Annotated in this window: 20 protein-coding genes; 15 read left to right on the top strand and 5 right to left on the bottom strand. The window is 61.0% G+C overall.

The annotated features are described in order from the left end of the window. Window positions 1-271: 271 nt before the first annotated feature. Entirely contained in the window at window positions 272-1,444 is a 1,173-nt protein-coding gene (locus tag KI237_RS04425) for a pyridoxal phosphate-dependent aminotransferase (RefSeq protein ID WP_212798958.1), read from the top strand. After that, complete coding sequence (sfsA, locus tag KI237_RS04430) at window positions 1,444-2,190, top strand: DNA/RNA nuclease SfsA (protein WP_212798959.1); 747 nt, start codon at window positions 1,444-1,446, stop codon at window positions 2,188-2,190. Before KI237_RS04425 ends, sfsA begins: the two co-directional genes overlap by 1 nt. On the opposite strand, the gene KI237_RS04435 is transcribed toward sfsA, so the two are convergent. Beyond that, complete coding sequence (locus KI237_RS04435) at window positions 2,146-2,463, bottom strand: Rieske (2Fe-2S) protein (RefSeq protein ID WP_212798960.1); 318 nt, start codon at window positions 2,461-2,463, stop codon at window positions 2,146-2,148. The two genes, sfsA and KI237_RS04435, sit on opposite strands and share 45 nt — an antisense overlap. A gap of 253 nt (window positions 2,464-2,716) precedes the next feature. Between KI237_RS04435 and KI237_RS04440 the strand changes: the two genes are divergently transcribed. The 4 genes from KI237_RS04440 to KI237_RS04455 are packed head-to-tail and all read left to right on the top strand — an operon-like array spanning window position 2,717 to window position 6,270. Next, the gene (locus tag KI237_RS04440; RefSeq protein WP_212798961.1) at window positions 2,717-3,595 is read left to right on the top strand and encodes a heme/hemin ABC transporter substrate-binding protein; all 879 of its coding nucleotides are present in this window, start codon (window positions 2,717-2,719) and stop codon (window positions 3,593-3,595) included. After that, window positions 3,592-4,629, top strand: coding sequence for a FecCD family ABC transporter permease (locus KI237_RS04445; RefSeq protein WP_212798962.1), 1,038 nt, complete (start codon window positions 3,592-3,594; stop codon window positions 4,627-4,629). Before KI237_RS04440 ends, KI237_RS04445 begins: the two co-directional genes overlap by 4 nt. Next, window positions 4,629-5,396: a heme ABC transporter ATP-binding protein gene (locus KI237_RS04450; RefSeq protein ID WP_212798963.1), complete on the top strand. Its 768-nt coding sequence runs from the start codon at window positions 4,629-4,631 to the stop codon at window positions 5,394-5,396. The genes KI237_RS04445 and KI237_RS04450 overlap by 1 nt, the downstream gene beginning before the upstream one ends. A 22-nt stretch (window positions 5,397-5,418) precedes the next feature. Further along, complete coding sequence (locus KI237_RS04455) at window positions 5,419-6,270, top strand: ChaN family lipoprotein (RefSeq protein WP_502937076.1); 852 nt, start codon at window positions 5,419-5,421, stop codon at window positions 6,268-6,270. 347 nt (window positions 6,271-6,617) lie between these two features. Here KI237_RS04455 and KI237_RS04460 read toward each other — a convergent pair whose 3' ends face one another. The 3 genes from KI237_RS04460 to KI237_RS04470 form a co-directional block, all read right to left on the bottom strand. Beyond that, window positions 6,618-6,890, bottom strand: coding sequence for a TfoX/Sxy family protein (locus KI237_RS04460; RefSeq protein WP_003205623.1), 273 nt, complete (start codon window positions 6,888-6,890; stop codon window positions 6,618-6,620). Window positions 6,891-7,121: 231 nt separating this feature from the next. Continuing rightward, window positions 7,122-7,463 (bottom strand): pentapeptide repeat-containing protein, encoded by a 342-nt coding sequence (locus KI237_RS04465; protein WP_212798964.1) that lies wholly within the window; start codon window positions 7,461-7,463, stop codon window positions 7,122-7,124. A gap of 87 nt (window positions 7,464-7,550) precedes the next feature. Further along, window positions 7,551-9,107: a bifunctional aminoglycoside phosphotransferase/ATP-binding protein gene (locus KI237_RS04470; RefSeq protein WP_212798965.1), complete on the bottom strand. Its 1,557-nt coding sequence runs from the start codon at window positions 9,105-9,107 to the stop codon at window positions 7,551-7,553. A 128-nt stretch (window positions 9,108-9,235) separates the two neighbouring features. Between KI237_RS04470 and mrcB the strand changes: the two genes are divergently transcribed. Genes mrcB through KI237_RS04485 form a run of 3 tightly spaced genes read left to right on the top strand, consistent with a single transcriptional unit; the run spans window position 9,236 to window position 12,619 of the window. Continuing rightward, window positions 9,236-11,554, top strand: coding sequence for a penicillin-binding protein 1B (gene mrcB, locus KI237_RS04475; protein ID WP_212798966.1), 2,319 nt, complete (start codon window positions 9,236-9,238; stop codon window positions 11,552-11,554). 16 nt (window positions 11,555-11,570) lie between these two features. After that, on the top strand, window positions 11,571-12,290 hold the full coding sequence (locus KI237_RS04480) for a tetratricopeptide repeat protein (RefSeq protein WP_212798967.1): 720 nt from the start codon (window positions 11,571-11,573) through the stop codon (window positions 12,288-12,290). Continuing rightward, window positions 12,290-12,619, top strand: coding sequence for a YqcC family protein (locus KI237_RS04485; RefSeq protein WP_003205615.1), 330 nt, complete (start codon window positions 12,290-12,292; stop codon window positions 12,617-12,619). Before KI237_RS04480 ends, KI237_RS04485 begins: the two co-directional genes overlap by 1 nt. A 6-nt stretch (window positions 12,620-12,625) precedes the next feature. On the opposite strand, the gene KI237_RS04490 is transcribed toward KI237_RS04485, so the two are convergent. After that, the gene (locus tag KI237_RS04490) at window positions 12,626-13,048 is read right to left on the bottom strand and encodes a DUF4124 domain-containing protein (RefSeq protein WP_212798968.1); all 423 of its coding nucleotides are present in this window, start codon (window positions 13,046-13,048) and stop codon (window positions 12,626-12,628) included. Between the two features lie 401 nt (window positions 13,049-13,449). Between KI237_RS04490 and KI237_RS04495 the strand changes: the two genes are divergently transcribed. The 6 genes from KI237_RS04495 to msrQ all read left to right on the top strand — a co-directional run bounded on the left by KI237_RS04495 (window position 13,450) and on the right by msrQ (window position 19,431). Then, window positions 13,450-15,174, top strand: coding sequence for an acetolactate synthase 3 large subunit (locus KI237_RS04495; protein WP_212798969.1), 1,725 nt, complete (start codon window positions 13,450-13,452; stop codon window positions 15,172-15,174). Between the two features lie 2 nt (window positions 15,175-15,176). Further along, window positions 15,177-15,668, top strand: a complete 492-nt coding sequence (gene ilvN, locus KI237_RS04500) for an acetolactate synthase small subunit (RefSeq protein ID WP_003205610.1) — start codon at window positions 15,177-15,179, stop codon at window positions 15,666-15,668. Window positions 15,669-15,713: 45 nt separating this feature from the next. Next, window positions 15,714-16,730, top strand: a complete 1,017-nt coding sequence (gene ilvC / locus KI237_RS04505) for a ketol-acid reductoisomerase (protein WP_003185459.1) — start codon at window positions 15,714-15,716, stop codon at window positions 16,728-16,730. 146 nt (window positions 16,731-16,876) lie between these two features. Next, window positions 16,877-17,722: a CDP-diacylglycerol--serine O-phosphatidyltransferase gene (gene pssA / locus KI237_RS04510; protein ID WP_212798970.1), complete on the top strand. Its 846-nt coding sequence runs from the start codon at window positions 16,877-16,879 to the stop codon at window positions 17,720-17,722. A gap of 75 nt (window positions 17,723-17,797) precedes the next feature. Next, window positions 17,798-18,811, top strand: a complete 1,014-nt coding sequence (gene msrP, locus KI237_RS04515; protein WP_212798971.1) for a protein-methionine-sulfoxide reductase catalytic subunit MsrP — start codon at window positions 17,798-17,800, stop codon at window positions 18,809-18,811. Beyond that, window positions 18,811-19,431, top strand: a complete 621-nt coding sequence (gene msrQ / locus KI237_RS04520; RefSeq protein WP_212798972.1) for a protein-methionine-sulfoxide reductase heme-binding subunit MsrQ — start codon at window positions 18,811-18,813, stop codon at window positions 19,429-19,431. Before msrP ends, msrQ begins: the two co-directional genes overlap by 1 nt. Window positions 19,432-19,677: the final 246 nt, after the last annotated feature.

The following is a 19,677-nucleotide window of genomic DNA, read 5'->3' on the forward strand; positions in this document are numbered from 1 at the left end:
GCGGCTGCAAGCGGGCGAACTTACCAGATCAAATCGGGCCGCGCTACTCCCGGTTGTCGAGCCTGCGGCGGCCGGGGCCTGTAAAAGGTGGCGGGGTTCGCTTCGGTGAGGATGTAAACCTGCTCAATGCTTGATTCTAGTCAAGCCTGGGCCAATCGCGGGAGTCATTTCCTGCAATCCGAGGGCTCAGACCGCTTTGGGTTCGCGCTCGTTCCCGCAGTTGTTCCTGAGTTGGGTAGAATCGGTTCTTTTTCCCCCTGAAGGAAGGCCAATGGCTCAGCCCTACAGTGCGCGCAGCCGCGCCATCGAACCTTTCCATGTGATGGCGCTGTTGGCTCGCGCCAACGAGCTGCAAGCCGCCGGGCATGACGTCATCCACCTGGAGATCGGTGAGCCGGACTTCACCACTGCCGAGCCGATCATCCAGGCCGGCCAGGCCGCGCTGGCGGCGGGCAAGACCCGTTACACCGCGGCTCGCGGCATTCCAGAACTGCGCGAGGCCATCGCCGGTTTCTACGGCCAGCGTTATGGGGTGGAGATTGACCCCCGGCGCATCCTCGTGACTCCAGGTGGGTCCGGCGCGTTGCTGCTGGCCAGCGCCTTGCTGGTGGACCCAGGCAAGCATTGGCTGCTGGCCGACCCCGGTTATCCGTGCAACCGCCATTTCTTGCGCCTGGTCGAAGGTGCGGCGCAATTGGTGCCAGTGGGGCCCGAGGTGCGTTACCAGTTGACGCCAGACTTGGTGAACCGTCATTGGGACCAGGACAGCGTCGGTGCGTTGGTGGCCTCACCGGCCAACCCGACCGGGACGATTCTCACCCGGGACGAGCTGGCGGGGCTGTCCAAGGCCATCAAGGGCCACAATGGCCATCTGGTGGTGGACGAGATCTATCACGGCCTGACCTACGGCACCGACGCCGCCAGCGTGCTGGAAGTCGATGACGATGCCTTTGTCCTTAACAGTTTCTCCAAGTATTTCGGCATGACGGGCTGGCGACTTGGCTGGCTGGTGGCCCCTTCGGCGGCTGTCGGCGAGCTGGAAAAGCTGGCGCAGAACCTCTACATCAGTGCGCCGAGCATGGCCCAGTACGCCGCCCTGGCCTGTTTCGAGCCGGCGACCATCGAGATCTTCGAGCAACGGCGGGCCGAGTTCGCGCGGCGCCGTGACTTTCTGCTGCCGGCCTTGCGTGAATTGGGCTTCGGTATTGCGGTGGAGCCGGAAGGGGCGTTTTACCTCTATGCCGACATCAGCGCGTTCGGCGGCGATGCCTTTGCGTTCTGCCAGCATTTCCTGGAAACCGAACATGTGGCGTTCACCCCGGGGTTGGATTTCGGTCGCCATCAGGCCGGTCATCACGTGCGCTTCGCCTACACCCAGAGCCTGCCGCGGTTACAGGAAGCGGTGGCGCGAATCGAACGTGGACTGCGGAGCTGGCAAAGCTGATGCATTTTTCTCCTGCACTGGAAGAAGGTCGCCTGATTCGACGTTACAAGCGTTTTCTCGCTGATATTGAGACCGTTGACGGCGAACTGCTCACTATTCACTGCCCCAATACCGGCTCGATGCTCAATTGCATGGCTGAAGGCGCGCGCGTCTGGTTCAGCCGCTCCAGCGATCCCAAGCGCAAGTTGCCCGGCACCTGGGAAATCGGCGAGACCCCTCAGGGGCGGCTCGCCTGCATCAATACCGCGCGGGCCAACGCCTTGGTCGAAGAAGCCTTGCGCGCCGGGGTCATCAGCGAACTGAACGGGTTCATCGGGCTCAAGCGTGAAGTGGCTTATGGGGTGGAAAACAGCCGTATCGATTTTCGCCTGGATTACGACCAAGGCTCGGCCTGGGTCGAAGTCAAAAGTGTCACGCTGGGGTTCGATGGCACGAATGTGGCGGCGTTTCCCGATGCGGTAACCCTGCGCGGGGCCAAGCACCTGAGGGAGCTCGCCTGCCTGGCCCGGGAAGGTGTACGGGCGGTGCAGTTGTATTGCGTGAATCTGAGCGGCATTGAGGCGGTGCGCCCGGCACAGGAAATCGACCCGGTGTACGCCGCTGCCCTGCGTGATGCGGTGGCGGCGGGTGTGGAGGTGCTGGCCTACGGGGTTACGTTGACGCCCGAGCAGATGTGGGTGGAGCGAGCGTTGCCGGTGTTGCTAGAGCTTGACCCAGATGCCTTGCTCGTCCTCCCGGCTCTCTAGCGCAGCCAGGAACTGACCGGCGCAGGGGCCGGCCACGCATTCGCCGCTTTCGATCAGGAACAGCGCGCCGTGAGTGGCACACTGGATCAGGCTGGCGCTGGGGTCGAGGAACTGGTCGGGTTGCCATTCCAGCGGCACGCCACGGTGCGGGCAGCGGTTGAGATAGGCATACACCTGGCCGGCACGCCGCACGGCCAGTACCTTGCGCCCATTGAGGTCGAAACCGCGACTGCCGTTGTCGGGCACTTCGGCGGCGATACAAAGAAACTTCATGTGTGTCTCAATATTTGTCGGAGTGAATCCACTGTGGGCGAGCTTGCTCGCGAGAGCGGTGCGTCAGTCACAGCGATGTCGAATGTGCTGCCGCTATCGCGAGCAAGCTCGCTCCTGCACGGTTTCGTGTGGCAAAAGGTTCATGCTTGACGGTTAAATGAAAACAATTATCAAATGGCGCCTTCTTCACAGGTGGCTGAGGATACTTGGCCATGCCCGGTCCTGTGAAAAACTTCTTTGAGGAAGCTGCCCGATGCGCCTGAACATCCGCGTTGTTGCGCTCTGTGTCGCACTGTTGCTCAACCAGGGGGCCAGCGCGGCCGACTTGCCGCAACGTTGGGTCAGCGCCGGCGGCGCCGTATCGGAGTGGGTCTGTGCGCTAGGGGGCGTGTCGAAATTGGTGGGTGTGGACACCACCAGCCAACATCCTGAATCCTTGCGGGCCTTGCCCAGTGTTGGCTACCAGCGACAGCTGTCGGCGGAGGGTGTACTGAGCCTGCGTCCGCAGATCCTAGTGGGCACCGAGGAAATGGGGCCACCGCCCGTGCTGGCGCAAATTCGCAGCGCCGGTGTGCAGGTCGAACTGTTCTCGGCCACACCAGACCTGCCGACCCTGCAGGGCAATTTGCAGCACCTGGGGCAATTGCTGGGGGCCGAGGCCGAGGCGGCACGGCTGTTCGATCGTTATCAGGCACAGCTCATCCAGCAACATGCCAGGGTGACTGAGGCCCAGCGCAAACAACAGGCTCCCGGTGTGTTGCTGTTGGTGGGCAGTTCCGGCGGCAAACCTCTGGTCGCTGGCAAGGGCACGGCCGCTGACTGGTTGTTGCAGCAGGCCGGCGGTCACAACCTGGCGACCCACAGTGGCTACAAGTCTTTTTCCGTGGAAACCCTGGCCAGCCTGAATCCTGAGGTGCTGGTCTTCGCCGACCGTGCCCTGAGCGGTGAAGAAGCGCGTGCGGCGCTGTTCAGGGAGAATCCGATCCTTTCCTCGACCCGGGCCGCCCGGGACGGGCGCGTCATGGAACTCGATCCGACGCTGTTGGTAGGTGGGTTGGGGCCGCGGTTGCCACAAAGCCTGGTGCAACTGACAGCAGGCTTCTATCCGGCTGCGTCGGCCACGGCGCCATGACCTCGTTGGTCAAGCCACGCACCTTGTTCATCGGCCTGGGCCTGCTGTGTCTACTGGCGACCTGGCTATCCCTTGCCCTGGGGCCGGTGAGCTTGCCGCTGCTGGACACCTTGCGCGCGGCCTTGCGCCTGTTGGGCTTGCCGGTGGCAAGCGAGGGGTTGGAGCAGGCCGAACTGATCCTCGGCCAGATCCGTTTGCCGCGCACCTTGCTGGGGTTGGCGGTAGGCGGGGTGTTGGCGTTGTCCGGTGTGGCGATGCAGGGGCTGTTCCGTAACCCGCTGGCAGACCCGGGGTTGGTGGGCGTGTCCAGTGGCGCGGCACTGGGCGCCGCGTTCGCCATTGTCGGTGGCTCGGCGCTGGGCGGGTTGCCCGAAGCCTTTGGCCCCTATGTGTTGTCGTTGTGTGCGTTCCTTGGCGGGCTCGGCGTTACGGCGTTGGTCTATCGTCTCGGCCGACGTAACGGCCAGACCCATGTCGCGACCATGCTCCTGGCCGGTATTGCCCTGACCGCACTGTCCGGTTCGGCCGTCGGCCTGTTCACCTACCTGGCGGATGACGCGACCCTGCGTACCCTGACGTTCTGGAACCTGGGCAGTCTCAACGGCGCCAGCTATGCGCGGTTGTGGCCGCTGTTGCTGGTCAGCGCCGGCGTGGCGTTCTGGTTGCCGCGCCGGGCCCGGGCGCTCAATGCGCTGTTGCTGGGGGAATCCGAGGCTGCCCACCTGGGCGTTAACGTCGAAAGCCTCAAGCGTGAGTTGGTGTTTTGTACGGCCTTGGGGGTTGGCGCGGCGGTGGCGGCTGCAGGCATGATCGGCTTCGTCGGGCTGGTGGTGCCGCATCTGGTGCGGCTGGTGGCGGGCCCCGATCACAAGGTGTTGTTGCCTGCTTCGGTATTGGCGGGTGCAAGCCTGCTGTTGTTCGCCGACCTGGTGGCGCGCCTGGCACTGGCCCCTGCGGAATTGCCGATCGGCATTGTCACGGCTTTCATCGGCGCGCCGTTCTTCCTTTATCTATTGGTGCGAGGGCGCACCTGATGTTGCGAGCGCAGAATCTGCACATTCAGCGTGGCCGGAAAACCGTGCTGGCGGACATCGATCTGGTACTCAATCCCGGCGAAGTGCTCGGCGTGCTTGGGCCCAACGGCGCGGGCAAAAGTACTCTTTTGGCCGGCCTGTGCGGCGAATTGCGCCCGGCCCAGGGGCAGGTCTGGCTCGATGACCGACCGCTGGCCCAGTGGCAGGGTGCCGAGCGCGCCCGGCGCCTGGCGGTCTTGCCGCAGTCCTCGACCCTGGATTTTGCCTTCCGTGTCGAGGAAGTCGTCGGCATGGGGCGCCTGCCGCACCAGAGTGGTCGGCTGCGCGACGAGCAAGTCGTCACCGCGGCGCTGCAAGCGGCAGATGCCGCGCATCTGCATGGTCGCAGTTACCTGGCGTTGTCCGGCGGCGAACGTCAGCGGGTGCATCTGGCGCGGGTGTTGGCGCAATTGTGGCCGGGTGAAACGGGGCAAACCCTGTTGCTGGATGAGCCGACCTCGATGCTCGATCCGCTGCATCAACACACCATCCTCCTGGCGGTGCGTGAGTTTGCCAGTCGCGGGGCTGCCGTGCTGGTGATCCTGCATGACCTGAACCTGGCGGCGCGTTACTGTGATCGCCTGTTGCTGCTCGCATCCGGTCAGCCGGTGGCCCTGGACACGCCCCGGCACGTGCTGCGCCCGGAACCGCTCAAGGCGGTGTTTGGCCTGGACGTGCTGGTGCAAGACCATCCGGAGCGCGGGCATCCATTGATCATTGCCCGCTGAGGGCAGCCTTGAGGATATCGACGTGCGCCTGCTCCTGATTCTGGCATTGAGTGTACTGACGGCGTGTCAGAGCATCGCACCGCCCCCGCTCGACGGACGAATCCGTGATTTGCACAATAGCCAGGCCATGACGCCCCAGGCGCTGGCCGAACGCCTGGCAAAAGCGCCGCGGGTGGTGGTGGGTGAGCGGCACGATAATCCCGATCATCACGCGCTGCAGCTCTGGCTGCTCCAGGCCCTGGCCGGGCAGCGGGCCCAGGGCAGCCTGTTGCTGGAAATGCTCACCCCCACCCAGCAGCCACGCGTTGATTCGGTCCGCCAGTTACCTGCCTTGCCGAAGGACCTGCCCGGCGCACTGGATTGGTCGCCCGGTTGGGATTGGAGCCTGTATGGCCCTGTCGTCGAGTTTGCCCTGGCGCAACGCTCTCCGTTATTGGCCGCCAATCTGGACGCCGCTGAGATCCAGCGTTTCTATCGACAAGCTCCCGGCTTGATGGGGACTCGCTCCAATGCAGCCACTGTGAAGGACGAGTTGTTGGAGCAAATCCGTGAATCCCATTGCGGTTTGTTGCCAGAGTCGCAAATGCCGGCAATGCTGGCCGTGCAGCAACAGCGTGACCGGCGCATGGCCGAACGCTTGCTGCAAGCGCCGACACCGGCACTGTTGTTCGCCGGTGCCTGGCATGCGCGAAAGGATGTTGGTGTGCCGCTGCATGCGTTGGATCTTGGCGCCAGCGAGGCCCCCATCGTCCTGATGCTGGCCGAGGAGGGCAGTGAGGTGACGTCGTCCATGGCGGATTACGTGTGGTACACGCCGGCCATGCCGCCACAGGATTACTGTGCGCAGATGCGCGAATCCAACCCCGCCCGGTAGGCGCTGCCGAAGGCTGAGATCTTTTGATTGTTCGCTTGGGATTCAAGTGTAAGGGGAAAGATCGCAGCCTCGTTGCACTCGACAGCTCCTACACGGCTCCTACGGAGCGATGTGTGAGAAGGAGCGCTTCTTCCAGGCAAAAAAAGACCCGGCAAAAGCCGGGTCAAATAACCGTGATTAGCCTGATGAGGAGATATCTGAGAGTCCGAACCAAGGGCTGTTCAAATATCGACCAGTCTCGCGACCGGATGTGGTAATCATAGCGATTCTCATTACCATGTCAAACATTGTTTTGCGATTCGCTGAAATAACCTCGCGGCCAGGTTCGTGCTGGAAACGAAAGGGCGTCAGGCCTTGTGGCGCGTCGAAATGGCGTCCAACTGTTTATTCAGCGCTTCTTTGCGCTCGGCGGGAATGTCATTCCAATGCACGTCCATCAACGCGCCCTCAATGGCGTACAACAACACCTTGGAAGCCCGGAAGCCGCGCGTGCGCACGGCGCGATAGGCGTCCACCGCGCCGAGCCGGCGTAGATCGGAAGCGCTGTGGATGCCCACAGCGTGCAGCCACTGGGCTGATGTCTTGCCCAGATTTTTCAGGTGTTGCAGCTCATCATTCATCGAGCCTCCTTGCGACGGCCGACTGGTGCAGTGGGCAAGCTTCTGAGCAGTGTAGCGGTCAGTAGGAAAAGCGTGATTCTTTGGGCGGATTCCACGCAAAAGCTTCTAATGCATTACGCACGATGGGGTGGGAAAAGGCTGCAAGCTATATCCTCCAGCGCAAGCGGGGGCGCTGGAGAACCGTTCAGTCTGTGGCAGGTCCGCTCGTTGGCCGACCCGCTTCAAACAGGTTCAGCGAGTGCGGTAGCGCAACCGGGTGCCGAAGTTCATCGACATCAGGATCTCGTCGGCAGACAGTTCCGACGGGAAGTAGGCACCGGAGATTTGCGCGTGGGCCAGGCTTGCGCCTTCCAGTGACGACTTGCGAAAGTCGATGCCACGCAGATCGGCGGAGCGGAAGTAGGCGTCGCTGAAGTCAACGTCGTCCGCATTCAGTTCCCGCAGATCAAGGCCTCGAAAGTCGCCGCCACGCATGTCGACTGGACCTTGTGGGCGTTCGTTGTTGAACCCGGCGATATCGTCTTTGCGTAGCAAGGCATACAGCGGGGTGTTGAGAAGCTTGGGAAGGCTCATTTCATATCACCTGTTGGTTTTATGACGCCAGTATAGTGCCACTATTTGGCGGCCGTGAAGCCAGGCGTCGCTTCACGGCCGAAATAGTTACAGGCCTGGCAGGCGCTGGCGGATCTGCGCGACCACGATGTCGAGTGTGCCGCTTTCGTTGGTTTGGACCCGTTTGCTGCAGAGAATTTCCGCCGGAGTCAGGGCTTCGCGGCTGGATTGTTGTGCGGCAATGACCGCCAGATTCGCATCGGAGGGGTCTTTCTGGTCGGCCTGGCGTTGTGCCAGGCGGCTTTCGATGACCGCTTGTGGCGCATCGCAGTCGAGGATCAGGAACGGGGCGCCAGTGGCCTCGGCGATTTTCGCCGCTGCGTCGCGTTGATCGCGCTTGAGGTAAGTGGCATCGATCACCACCGGGAAACCGGCGCGCAGGATCACCGCGGCGATTTCATGCAGGCGGGCGTAGGTAGCGCCGCTGGCGTCGCTGCTATAAATGCCGGCCTGTGGATCATTGGGTACTTGTTGCTGGCCGAACAGGCGCTTGCGCTCCACGTCCGAACGCAGGCGAATGGCACCCAGTGCCTCTACCAGGCGCATCGCGACATGGCTTTTGCCGACGGCCGAAACGCCGTGGGTGATGGCCAGGAAGTGCGAAGGAATGGTGCTGTAGCTTTCGGCCAGGTTGGCGTAGTTGCGGTACTGGCGCAGGGTGGTGGCGCGCTGCACCGGATCGGCTTCGGCCGGCATGCTGAACAGCGCGACTTTTGCCCGGACAAGGGCGCGATAGGCTTTATAGAAGTTCAGCAGTTCCAGGCCCTGGTAGTCACCGGTCAGTTCCAGGTACTGGCTGACGAAGCGCCGTGCCAGCGACTTCAGACCACGGTCCTCCAGGTCCATCGCCAGGAACGCGGTGTCGGCGTAGACGTCGGTGAAACGGAACGGTTCGTTGAATTCGATGCAGTCGAAAATCACCACCTTGCCGTCGATCACGGTGGCGTTGCCCAAATGGATATCACCGTGGCATTCGCGGATGAAACCTTCGGCCTTGCGTTGGGTGAACAGCGGCTTGAGGCGTTCGAAGCTGCTTTCGGCCCAGGCTTGCAGGGCTTCGAGTTGCAGCAGGTCGGCCTTGTCGTTGAGGAACGGCCGGATCTGTTCGAAGTTCTGCAGCACCGGTGCCATTACGCTTTGTGGGGTGCCGGCGTCGTTTTCGGCGGGCACCTTGGGCGTGGAGAGGTGGAACTGGGCGATCTGCGCGGCCATCTCGTCGATGTGCGCGGTGGTCAGTTCGCCGTTGGCTTGCAGCGTGCTGAGCAGTTCGCTCTGCGGGAACTGACGCATCTTCAGGGCGTATTCGATGGCCGGGCCGTCGCCACCCAGCTGCGGCGCTTCGACGCTGCCGGTAATCGGCAGGACGTCCAGGTACAGGTCCTGGGTCAGGCGCTGGTTGAGGCGCAACTCCTCACCACAGAAGTGCTTGCGCGCCTCGAGGCTGGTGAAGTCGAGGAAGCCGAAGTTGACCGGCTTTTTGAATTTGTAGGCGTATGGCCCGGTGAGCAATACCCAGGAAATGTGGGTTTCGATGACCTGGAACCCTTCGACGGGATGGGGGTAGAGGGCCGGGTTTTGCAGGGCAGCGATCAGGGATTGGCTCACGGGCGGTCCTTCATAGACTGGAAAAATTCAAGGCCGTCATTATGGCGGCAAGCGACGCGAACGCAAACCGGATGGCCTGTGTGCTCGGCTCATGTTGAACCGCGACAAAGTGCGTATAATCCGCCGCCATGACTCGTACCCGATCCCCCCGTACCCCCAAGAAACCACCCGCCAGCCGCCTTCGGCCCTGGCTGGGCTGGGCCCTTAAACTCAGCCTGGTGGGCCTCGTCGTGCTCGCCGGTTTTGCGGTCTATCTCGATGCAATCGTCCAGGAGAAGTTCTCCGGCAAGCGCTGGACCATCCCGGCCAAGGTCTATGCCCGGCCGCTGGAGCTGTTCGTCGGACAAAAGCTGAGCAAGGATGACTTCCTGACCGAACTCGATGCCTTGGGTTATCGCCGTGAAAGCGCGGCCAATGGTCCGGGTGCGGCCTCGGTCAATGGCAATACCATCGACCTCAATACCCGTGGTTTCCAGTTCTATGAGGGCATGGAGCAGGCACAACCGGTGCGGGTGCGTTTTTCCGGCGATTATGTCGCTGCGCTGACCGGCGCCAACAACGCCAGCCTTTCGGTGGTACGCCTTGAGCCGCTGCTCATTGGTGGCCTGTACCCCAAGAACCTCGAAGACCGGATCCTGATCAAGATCGACCAGGTGCCGCCGTTCCTGCTCGATACGCTGATCGCCGTCGAAGACCGCGACTTCTACCATCACTTCGGCGTTTCGCCCAAGTCGATTGCCCGGGCCATCTGGGTCAATACCTCCTCGGGCCATATGCGCCAGGGCGGCAGTACGCTGACCCAACAGTTGGTCAAGAACTTCTACCTGACCAACGAACGCAGCCTGACCCGCAAGCTCACCGAAGCGATGATGGCGTTGTTGCTGGAGCTGCACTACGACAAGCAGGAGATCCTGGAGGCCTACCTCAACGAGGTCTTTATCGGTCAGGACGGTCAACGGGCGGTGCACGGTTTCGGCCTCGCCAGCCAGTTCTTCTTCAGCCAACCGCTGTCCGAGCTCAAGCTGCATCAGGTGGCGTTGCTGGTGGGCATGGTCAAGGGGCCTTCTTCCTACAACCCGCGTCGTAATCCGGAACGAGCCCTCGAACGGCGCAACCTGGTGCTCGACCTGCTGCAACAACAGGGTGTGGCGACGGCCGAGCAAGTCGAGGCAGCGAAAAAAATGCCGTTGGGCGTGACCAAGCGCGGCAGCCTGGCGGACAGCTCCTTCCCCGGCTTCATGGACCTGGTCAAGCGTCAACTGCGGGAAGACTACCGCGACGAAGACTTGACCGAAGAAGGCCTGCGCATCTTCACCAGTTTCGACCCGATCCTGCAGATGAAGGCCGAAGCCTCGGTCGAGGACACCTTCAAACGGCTGGGTGGGCGCAAGGGCGCTGACGAAGTCGAAGCGGCCATGGTGGTGACCAACCCGGAAACCGGCGAAGTCCAGGCCATGATCGGCAGTCGCCAGGCCAGTTTTGCCGGTTTCAACCGGGCCCTGGATGCCGTCCGGCCGATTGGCTCGCTGATCAAGCCGGCGGTATACCTGACGGCCCTGGAAAAACCGAGCCAGTACACGTTGACCAGTTGGTTGTCGGATGAGACGTTCTCGGTCAAGGGGGCGGACGGCCAGGTATGGACGCCGCAGAACTATGACCGCCGCTCCCACGGCACGGTATTCCTGTACCAGGGGCTGGCGCATTCCTACAACCTTTCGACGGCCCGCCTCGGGCTGGAAGTCGGCGTGCCGAACGTGCTCAAGACTGTGGCGCGGCTTGGGGTGAGTCGCGAGCTTCCGGCCTTCCCGTCGATGTTGCTGGGGGCCGGTGGTCTTGCACCGATTGAAGTGGCCGCCATGTACCAGACGTTGGCCAACGGTGGTTTCAATACACCGATGCGGGGGATCCGCAGTGTGCTGACCGCCGATGGCGAGCCGCTCAAGCGTTATCCGTTCCAGATCCAGCAGCGTTTCGATCCGGCTTCCATCTACCTGATCCAGAGCGCGATGCAGCGAGTCATGCGTGAGGGCACCGGCAGTTCGGTCTATAACGTGCTGCCCCGGACCCTGACCCTGGCGGGCAAGACCGGTACCAGTAACGACTCGCGCGACAGCTGGTTCGCCGGGTTCAGCCAGGACCTGCTGGCGGTGGTCTGGCTCGGACGTGATGACAACGGCAAGACCCCGTTCACCGGTGCCACCGGTGCGCTGCAGGTCTGGACCAGTTTCATGCGCAAGGCCGACCCGTTGCCGCTGGACATGCCGCAACCGGACAACATCGTCCAGGCGTGGGTTGATTCGCGCACGGGGCAAGGCTCCGATGCCAATTGCCCGGGCGCTGTGCAGATGCCGTATATTCGCGGCAGCGAACCGCCACCCGGTGCTGCCTGTGGCGGCACCAATCCCGCCGAATCGGTGATGGATTGGGTCAAGGACTGGATGAATTAAGCAAAGAGGGTTTCAAGTGAACAAGTGGTTGATTCCAGCGGTAACGGCCGTGGCTTTGCTCAGTGGTTGCTCTACCGTACAGCGTGGCTCGATTCCGGTTGTTGACTCCGGCACCGCTGTTTCCAACAGCGAGCGTGTCTCGGCCAACGGCGGTTTCCGTCAGACGACGGTGAAGCGGCCGGCGCAGGGCCAGGTCCAGGCAATCCCGCAGGGCGACACCGGTGTCGTCGTGATGGTGCCGGGTGGCGGCGCGACGACCTCGGCGCCGATCAGCAGCACGCCGATCACGCCGGGCCCGATCACCCCCGGACCTATCGAAACCTCGCCGATCGATCAGGGCAGCTACAGCATGCCTTCGACGCCGAGCAGGATCCCGTCGGCAGGCGCCGGTGGTTTGTCCGCCGATGAACAGCTCGACGGCCCGGTGCTGGCCCTGCTGACCACGGCGCAACAGCAACAGGCCGGCGGTGACCTCAATGGTGCGTCTTCCAGCCTGGAGCGTGCCCAGCGTGTCGCACCGCGCGAACCTCAGGTGCTTTATCGCCTGGCCCAGGTGCGCATGGCCCAAGGCGATGCACCGCAAGCCGAACAACTGGCCCGTCGTGGCCTGACATTCTCCAGTGGTCGCCCGGCGCTTCAGGCCAGCCTGTGGGAATTGATCGCCCAGGCCCGTGAGAAGCAGGGCGATTCCGCTGGCGCGGCATTGGCCCGTCAGAAGGCCAAGGTTTCGCTCTGATGGATACGCGTTTTCCTCAGATCGCCGATCAGTTGCTGTTGATCGAGCGGGAGCTGCGGGTCCAGGGCTGGTGGAGCGATGTGTCGCCCTCGGCGCAGGCGCTGGCCAGTGTCGAGCCGTTCGCGGTCGACACCCTGGACTTCGAGCAATGGCTGCAATGGATCTTCTTGCCCAGGATGAAAGCCATCCTGGAAAATGACCTGCCGCTGCCCAACGCCTCGGGCATCCTTGCCATGGCCGAGATGGTCTATGCCCAACGGCCAGGGCAGGGCATCGAGTTGCAGCGGCTGTTGGCGCAGTTCGATCAGTTGATCAGCAACGCCGGCTGACCGGCGTTACTGACAGTTCTCCTCGATTTGCTTGCGGGTCTCGTCGATCCGCTGGCGCCGCTCTTCTTCGGTGAGGCGGCGTATTTCCCCCTCCACGTCTTCGCGCACCCTGGGGTTGTTCTGCAATTGCGCCAGGTTGGTCCGGGCCTGTTCGCAGAACGCCTTGAGTTGGGCTTCCTGTTCGGCAACCTGTTTCTTGACCTGTTGGTCGATGGCCTTTTGGTCGCCAATGACTCCGCCAGACGGCGGTGCCGTCGGTTTGGCGGGAGACGGGGCGGACTTGATCACGGTCGTGGCCTGCGTGCCTTCGGGCGGCTGGGCGCCGAAGTGGGTAACGCCCTGGGCGTCTACCCATTTGTAGACCTGGCCGGCCATGCTCATCGGGCTCAGGCCAACCAGCAGGCTGGCCGCCAAGAAGATCATTCGCATGCTGTTTCCTTGTCATGGGTTGCGCAATTGAAGCTAACACAGTTGCCGTTTAAAGGTTTTTTCTTGCGTTCTCATGCGCTTACTTCGAATAAAACACATAGACGACTTGACTTGAAGGAGGCGAAACAGAAGAATCCAAAGTCCGCTGTAGAGGGACTGCCAGAAGCAGGCCCACTCAGCAGATCATGAGGCGCACATCCGCGCCGACCTGTTACACCCGCAACGCGTTACCTCGCGCTGGGTGGGAAAGGCCCGCAACACTTGGGACGATCCCAATACTTGCTCAGTCAGTGCTGACGTAGTCGGCGACCACCGTCGCTCATGCTCTGCCGAGAAGTAAACCTATTAAGACCCGTCCCTTTCTTGTGGGTCGGTATTCTGGCGTTTTAGAGGTGAACAACGTGGAGCTTTTATCTGGCGGTGAGATGCTCGTCCGCTTTTTGCGTGACGAAGGCGTCAAATATATCTACGGGTACCCCGGTGGTGCTCTTCTTCATGTCTATGATGCCCTGTTCAAAGAACCGGAAGTGACCCACATCCTGGTTCGTCACGAGCAGGCGGCCACCCATATGGCTGATGGTTATGCCCGTGCTACCGGCAAGGCCGGCGTGGTATTGGTGACTTCCGGTCCTGGCGCCACGAACGCCATCACCGGTATCGCCACCGCGTACATGGACTCCATCCCGATGGTGATCATCTCCGGCCAGGTGCCCAGCACCATGGTCGGCACCGATGCGTTCCAGGAAACCGACATGATCGGTATCTCCCGGCCGATCGTGAAGCACAGTTTCATGATCAAGCATGCGTCGGAAATCCCGGAAGTCATGAAGAAAGCCTTCTACCTGGCTGAATCCGGTCGTCCGGGTCCGGTCGTGGTCGATGTTCCGAAAGACATGACCAACCCGGCCGAGAAGTTCGAATACATCTTCCCGAAAAAAGCCAAGCTGCGTTCCTACAGCCCCGCGGTCCGTGGTCACTCCGGGCAAATCCGCAAGGCAGCTGAAATGCTGCTGGCGGCCAAGCGCCCTGTGCTGTACTCCGGCGGTGGCGTGATCCTCGGCGGTGGCTCCGCGCCGCTGACCGAACTGGCGAAAATGCTCAACCTGCCGGTCACCAATACGCTGATGGGCCTGGGCGCGTTCCCGGGCAGCGACCGTCAGTTCATCGGTATGCTCGGCATGCACGGCAGCTACACCGCCAACCTGGCGATGCACCACGCCGATGTCATCCTGGCGGTCGGCGCACGTTTCGACGACCGCGTCATCAATGGTCCGGCGAAATTCTGCCCGAATGCCAAGATCATCCACATCGACATCGACCCGGCGTCTATCTCCAAGACCATCAAGGCAGACGTGCCGATTGTCGGTCCTGTAGAGAGCGTGCTGACCGAAATGGTCGCCATTCTCAAGGAAATCGGCGAGGTTCCAAACAAGGAGTCCGTGGCCAGTTGGTGGAAGCAGGTCGATGAATGGCGCGGCGATCGTGGCCTGTTCCCTTATGACAAGGGTGACGGCAGCGTGATCAAGCCGCAGACCGTGATCGAAACCCTGTGCGAAGTGACCAAGGGCGATGCCTTTGTGACCTCCGACGTGGGCCAGCACCAGATGTTCGCTGCGCAGTACTACAAGTTCGACAAGCCCAATCGCTGGATCAACTCCGGCGGCCTGGGCACCATGGGCTTCGGCTTCCCGGCGGCCATGGGCATCAAGTTGAGCTTTCCTGAGGCTGATGTCGCCTGCGTCACGGGCGAAGGCAGCATCCAGATGAACATCCAGGAACTGTCCACCTGCCTGCAATACGGTTTGCCGGTGAAGATCGTGATCCTGAACAACGGTGTGTTGGGGATGGTTCGCCAGTGGCAGGACATGAGCTACGGCAGCCGTCACTCGCACTCGTACATGGAATCGTTGCCTGATTTCGTCAAGCTGGCAGAGGCCTACGGTCACGTTGGCGTGCGCATCACCGAATCGAAGGATTTGAAGTCGAAGATGGAGGAAGCGTTCGCCATGAAGGATCGCCTGGTGGTGATCGATATTGCGGTCGACACCAGCGAGCACGTCTACCCGATGCAGATCAAAGACGGCTCCATGCGCGATATGTGGCTGAGCAAGACGGAGCGTACCTAATCATGCGACACATTATTTCCCTGCTTCTGGAAAACGAACCGGGTGCGCTGTCTCGTGTTGTAGGCCTGTTCTCGCAGCGCAACTACAACATCGAAAGCCTGACCGTGGCGCCAACCGAAGACCCGACCCTGTCGCGTCTGACGCTGACCACCGTAGGGCACGATGAAATCATCGAGCAGATCACCAAGAACCTGAACAAGCTGATCGAGGTGGTCAAGCTGGTGGACCTGTCGGAAAGCGCTCACATCGAGCGTGAACTGATGCTGGTCAAGGTCAAGGCCACCGGCGCCCAGCGCGCCGAGATCAAACGCACTACCGATATTTATCGTGGGCAGATCGTCGATGTCAGCGCCAGCGTCTATACCGTTCAGTTGACCGGTACCAGCGACAAGCTCGACAGCTTCATTCAATCGATCGGCACTGCCTCGATTCTGGAAACCGTACGCAGTGGCGTCACCGGGATTGCCCGTGGCGACAAAGTACTGAGCATCTAAACCAAATTAGCGAATGGCCTGAACGGCCGGATAGAGGGGAAATTCATGAAAGTTTTCTACGATAAAGACTGCGACCTGTCGATCATCCAGGGCAAGAAAGTCGCCATCATCGGCTACGGTTCCCAAGGTCACGCCCAAGCGTGCAACCTGAAAGATTCCGGCGTTGACGTGACTGTCGGCCTGCGTAAAGGCTCGGCCACCGTTGCCAAGGCCGAGGCCCATGGCCTGAAAGTCACCGATGTGGCTTCCGCCGTTGCTGCCGCCGACCTGGTCATGATCCTGACCCCGGATGAGTTCCAGTCGGCGCTGTACAAGAACGAAATCGAACCGAACATCAAGAAAGGCGCCACCCTGGCCTTCTCCCACGGCTTCGCGATCCACTACAACCAGGTTGTGCCACGTGCCGACCTCGACGTGATCATGATCGCGCCGAAGGCCCCGGGTCACACCGTGCGTTCCGAGTTCGTGAAAGGCGGCGGTATCCCTGACCTGATCGCGATCTACCAGGATGCGTCCGGCAACGCCAAGAACGTGGCCCTGTCCTACGCCGCTGGCGTGGGTGGCGGTCGTACCGGCATCATCGAAACCACCTTCAAGGACGAGACCGAAACCGACCTGTTCGGCGAGCAAGCCGTTCTGTGCGGCGGTACCGTTGAGCTGGTCAAGGCTGGTTTCGAAACCCTGGTTGAAGCGGGCTACGCGCCAGAAATGGCTTACTTCGAGTGCCTGCACGAACTGAAGCTGATCGTTGACCTCATGTATGAAGGCGGTATCGCCAACATGAACTACTCGATCTCCAACAACGCCGAATACGGCGAGTACGTGACCGGTCCGGAAGTCATCAACGCCGAATCCCGTCAGGCTATGCGCAACGCCCTGAAACGTATTCAGGACGGCGAATACGCCAAGATGTTCATCAGCGAAGGCGCTACCGGCTATCCTTCGATGACCGCCAAGCGTCGCAACAACGCCGCTCACGGTATCGAAATCATCGGCGAGCAACTGCGCTCGATGATGCCGTGGATCGGTGCCAACAAGATCGTCGACAAAGCCAAGAACTAAGTCGCGAACTTTGATCGAAAAAACGCGGCCTCGGCCGCGTTTTTTCGTTTGGGCGGTGGCTTCTGGTATAAAGCTGCATCGTTTGCGGCCGAACCGTCGTCCCAGACATCTGTCGAATTTTTTCACACCGTTGCAAGGTATTGTCCATGAGCGAACGTCCCGACGAGCCAAACCAGGCTCCTGACGCCGAAAGCCTGTTGCCCATCGATGAGCACGTCGAAGAAGGCCATGACGCTGAAGGCCGTAAGGTCCGGCATCGTGGCATCTATCTGTTGCCGAACCTGTTCACCACCGCGAACCTGTTCGCCGGTTTCTATTCCATCATCAACTCCATGAGTGCCCAGGCTGCCTTGAGCGCTGGCGATAGCGCAGGGGCGAGCCGTTACTTCGCGTTCGCCGCCATTGCGATCTTCGTCGCCATGGTGCTCGATGGTCTTGATGGGCGCGTGGCTCGCATGACCAATACCCAGAGTGCGTTTGGCGCCGAGTATGATTCACTGTCCGACATGGTCGCCTTTGGTGTGGCTCCCGCCTTGCTGGCGTTCGGCTGGGCGCTGGGGGATATGGGCAAGGTCGGCTGGATGGTTGCCTTTATCTATGTGGCGGGGGCGGCGTTGCGCCTGGCTCGTTTCAACACCCAGGTGGGCAAGGCCGACAAACGTTACTTCATCGGCCTGGCCAGTCCGGCCGCGGCGGGTGTCGTGGCAGGTGTTGTCTGGGCATTCAGCGACTATGGCATCCAGGGGTCGAAAATGTCGTTCCTGGTGGCATTGCTGGTTGCGGCGGCCGGGATGTTGATGGTCAGCAACATCAAGTACAACAGCTTCAAGGAGCTCGACCTGAAGGGCCGTGTGCCGTTCGTGGCGATTCTGGCGGTGGTGCTGGTGTTCGCAGTGGTGTTCAGTGATCCACCACGTATCCTGTTGTTGGTGTTCCTGGGCTATGCCGCTTCCGGGCCGGTGCAATACTTGTTGCGTCTTCGCCGACGCTAAACGTTGCCTTAATGTAATTTCCCCCATACTCCGCAGTCTATTGGTGCATCTGCCCTCCAATACTGCGGAGTTATCATGCTAATCAAGATCCCCAAGTCGTCCGACTGCCGTGAATCGGACGTCACGCCCGAATCCCTCTATCTATCCCGTCGGCAAATGCTCGGCGCAACCCTGGCTGGCCTCGCCGTCAGCAGCTTGCCTCAATGGGCCAGTGCTGCCGATGCGGCGCGTTATGCCGATGTCGAGCCCGGTAAGGCGCCGTCCTGGTTTGCCGAGAAGCTGCCTTCAGTCCAATGGGGCGCGGTCACGGTCAAGAATGAGCTCATCACACCGTTCAAGGACGCAACCCATTACAACAACTTCTATGAGTTCGGAACCGACAAGGGAGACCCGGCAGCCAATGCCGGGTCCTTGAAGACCGAGCCCTGGAGTGTGGTAGTGGACGGGGAGGTGGGCAAGCCGGGACGCTACGGCTTGGAAGACTTCATGAAGCCTTATCAACTGGAAGAGCGTATTTATCGATTGCGCTGTGTCGAGGCCTGGTCGATGGTCATTCCGTGGATCGGCTTCCCCATTTCCGCGCTGCTCAAGCAGGTCGAGCCGACCTCCAAGGCCAAGTACATCCGCTTCGAAACCCTGCAGGATCCCAAGGTCATGCCGGGGCAACGTTCCGGTTTCGCCTTGATCGACTGGCCATATGTCGAAGGCTTGCGATTGGATGAGGCCATGAACCCGTTGGCCATCCTGGCGGTGGGAATGTATGGACGGGAGTTGCCGAACCAGAACGGCGCGCCGCTGCGGTTGGTGGTCCCATGGAAGTATGGTTTCAAAAGTGTGAAGTCCATCGTGCGTATCAGTCTGGTGAGTGAGCAGCCGAAGACGACTTGGCAAAGCATTGCGTCTGACGAGTACGGTTTTTATGCCAACGTCAATCCGACGGTCGATCATCCGCGCTGGACCCAGGCGCATGAGCGTCGTTTACCCAGCGGGCTGTTCAGTCCCAATGTTCGCGATACGTTGATGTTCAACGGCTATCAGGATGAAGTCGCTTCTTTATATGCAGGGATGGACCTGAGGAAGGACTACTGATGCGTTTTCCAGTCTGGCGAGTCGGCGTCTTCATCGCAACGGCGGTCTGGCCCTTGTTATGGCTTTACCAGGCCCTGATGAACTCGCTGGGTCCTGACCCGGGCAAGGTGCTGGTGGATCGGCTCGGGTTGGGCACGTTGATCCTGTTGTTGATCACCTTGAGCATGACGCCGCTGCAAAAGCTGACGGGATGGGCGGGGTGGATTGCGGTCAGACGGCAGTTGGGGCTGGGGTGCTTTACTTATGTGGTGCTGCATTTGAGTGGGTATGCGGCGTTCATATTAGGGTTCGACTGGTCGCAGTTGGGCGTCGAGTTGAGCAAGCGGCCTTATATTATTGTCGGGGTGCTTGGGTTTCTCGGCCTGCTGGCGCTGGCGGTCACATCCAATCGCTACAGTCAGCGGCGGCTTGGCGTGCGTTGGAAGAAATTGCATCGCCTGGTTTATCTGATCCTGGGGCTTGGGTTGTTGCATATGCTGTGGATCGTGCGGGCAGATCTGAAGGAGTGGGCGATATACGCCTTTATAGGCGCTGTACTGTTGATGCTGAGAGTCCCGCCGATTACGCGCCGGATCCCGCGTTTGCTGGGAAGGAAAGTCCCTTCTGCAACAAAAGCGTAATTAGGGGTTGACGGCAGATTCTGGAAGTCTATAATTCGCCCCACTTCCGGCGCAGTCGAAACGGAAAACTCCTTGAGATTCAATGAGTTAAGTAGGTTTCGAGGGTGTTGGGCTTCAGATCATCGAAGCCCGGAAGGAGCAGGTAGAGCAGCGTAGTTTGGCTCTATCGGCGGTTCGATCTTCTCGGTCGAAAGCGGTGAAAAAGAGGTGTTGACAGCAGCGAGTAACGCTGTAGAATTCGCCTCC

The organism is Pseudomonas sp. St316 (genome assembly GCF_018325905.1).
In the GTDB taxonomy this organism is placed as follows: domain Bacteria; phylum Pseudomonadota; class Gammaproteobacteria; order Pseudomonadales; family Pseudomonadaceae; genus Aquipseudomonas.

Excerpts from the sequence above, each read along its gene's own strand:
- KI237_RS04425 (WP_212798958.1), top strand. The coding sequence starts at position 272 with ATGGCTCAGCCCTACAGTGCGCGCAGCCGCGCCATCGAACCTTTCCAT.
- sfsA (WP_212798959.1), top strand. The coding sequence starts at position 1,444 with ATGCATTTTTCTCCTGCACTGGAAGAAGGTCGCCTGATTCGACGTTAC.
- KI237_RS04435 (WP_212798960.1), bottom strand. The coding sequence starts at position 2,463 with ATGAAGTTTCTTTGTATCGCCGCCGAAGTGCCCGACAACGGCAGTCGC.
- KI237_RS04440 (WP_212798961.1), top strand. The coding sequence starts at position 2,717 with ATGCGCCTGAACATCCGCGTTGTTGCGCTCTGTGTCGCACTGTTGCTC.
- KI237_RS04445 (WP_212798962.1), top strand. The coding sequence starts at position 3,592 with ATGACCTCGTTGGTCAAGCCACGCACCTTGTTCATCGGCCTGGGCCTG.
- KI237_RS04450 (WP_212798963.1), top strand. The coding sequence starts at position 4,629 with ATGTTGCGAGCGCAGAATCTGCACATTCAGCGTGGCCGGAAAACCGTG.
- KI237_RS04460 (WP_003205623.1), bottom strand. The coding sequence starts at position 6,890 with ATGAATGATGAGCTGCAACACCTGAAAAATCTGGGCAAGACATCAGCC.
- KI237_RS04465 (WP_212798964.1), bottom strand. The coding sequence starts at position 7,463 with ATGAGCCTTCCCAAGCTTCTCAACACCCCGCTGTATGCCTTGCTACGC.
- mrcB (WP_212798966.1), top strand. The coding sequence starts at position 9,236 with ATGACTCGTACCCGATCCCCCCGTACCCCCAAGAAACCACCCGCCAGC.
- KI237_RS04485 (WP_003205615.1), top strand. The coding sequence starts at position 12,290 with ATGGATACGCGTTTTCCTCAGATCGCCGATCAGTTGCTGTTGATCGAG.
- KI237_RS04490 (WP_212798968.1), bottom strand. The coding sequence starts at position 13,048 with ATGCGAATGATCTTCTTGGCGGCCAGCCTGCTGGTTGGCCTGAGCCCG.
- ilvN (WP_003205610.1), top strand. The coding sequence starts at position 15,177 with ATGCGACACATTATTTCCCTGCTTCTGGAAAACGAACCGGGTGCGCTG.
- ilvC (WP_003185459.1), top strand. The coding sequence starts at position 15,714 with ATGAAAGTTTTCTACGATAAAGACTGCGACCTGTCGATCATCCAGGGC.
- pssA (WP_212798970.1), top strand. The coding sequence starts at position 16,877 with ATGAGCGAACGTCCCGACGAGCCAAACCAGGCTCCTGACGCCGAAAGC.
- msrP (WP_212798971.1), top strand. The coding sequence starts at position 17,798 with ATGCTAATCAAGATCCCCAAGTCGTCCGACTGCCGTGAATCGGACGTC.
- msrQ (WP_212798972.1), top strand. The coding sequence starts at position 18,811 with ATGCGTTTTCCAGTCTGGCGAGTCGGCGTCTTCATCGCAACGGCGGTC.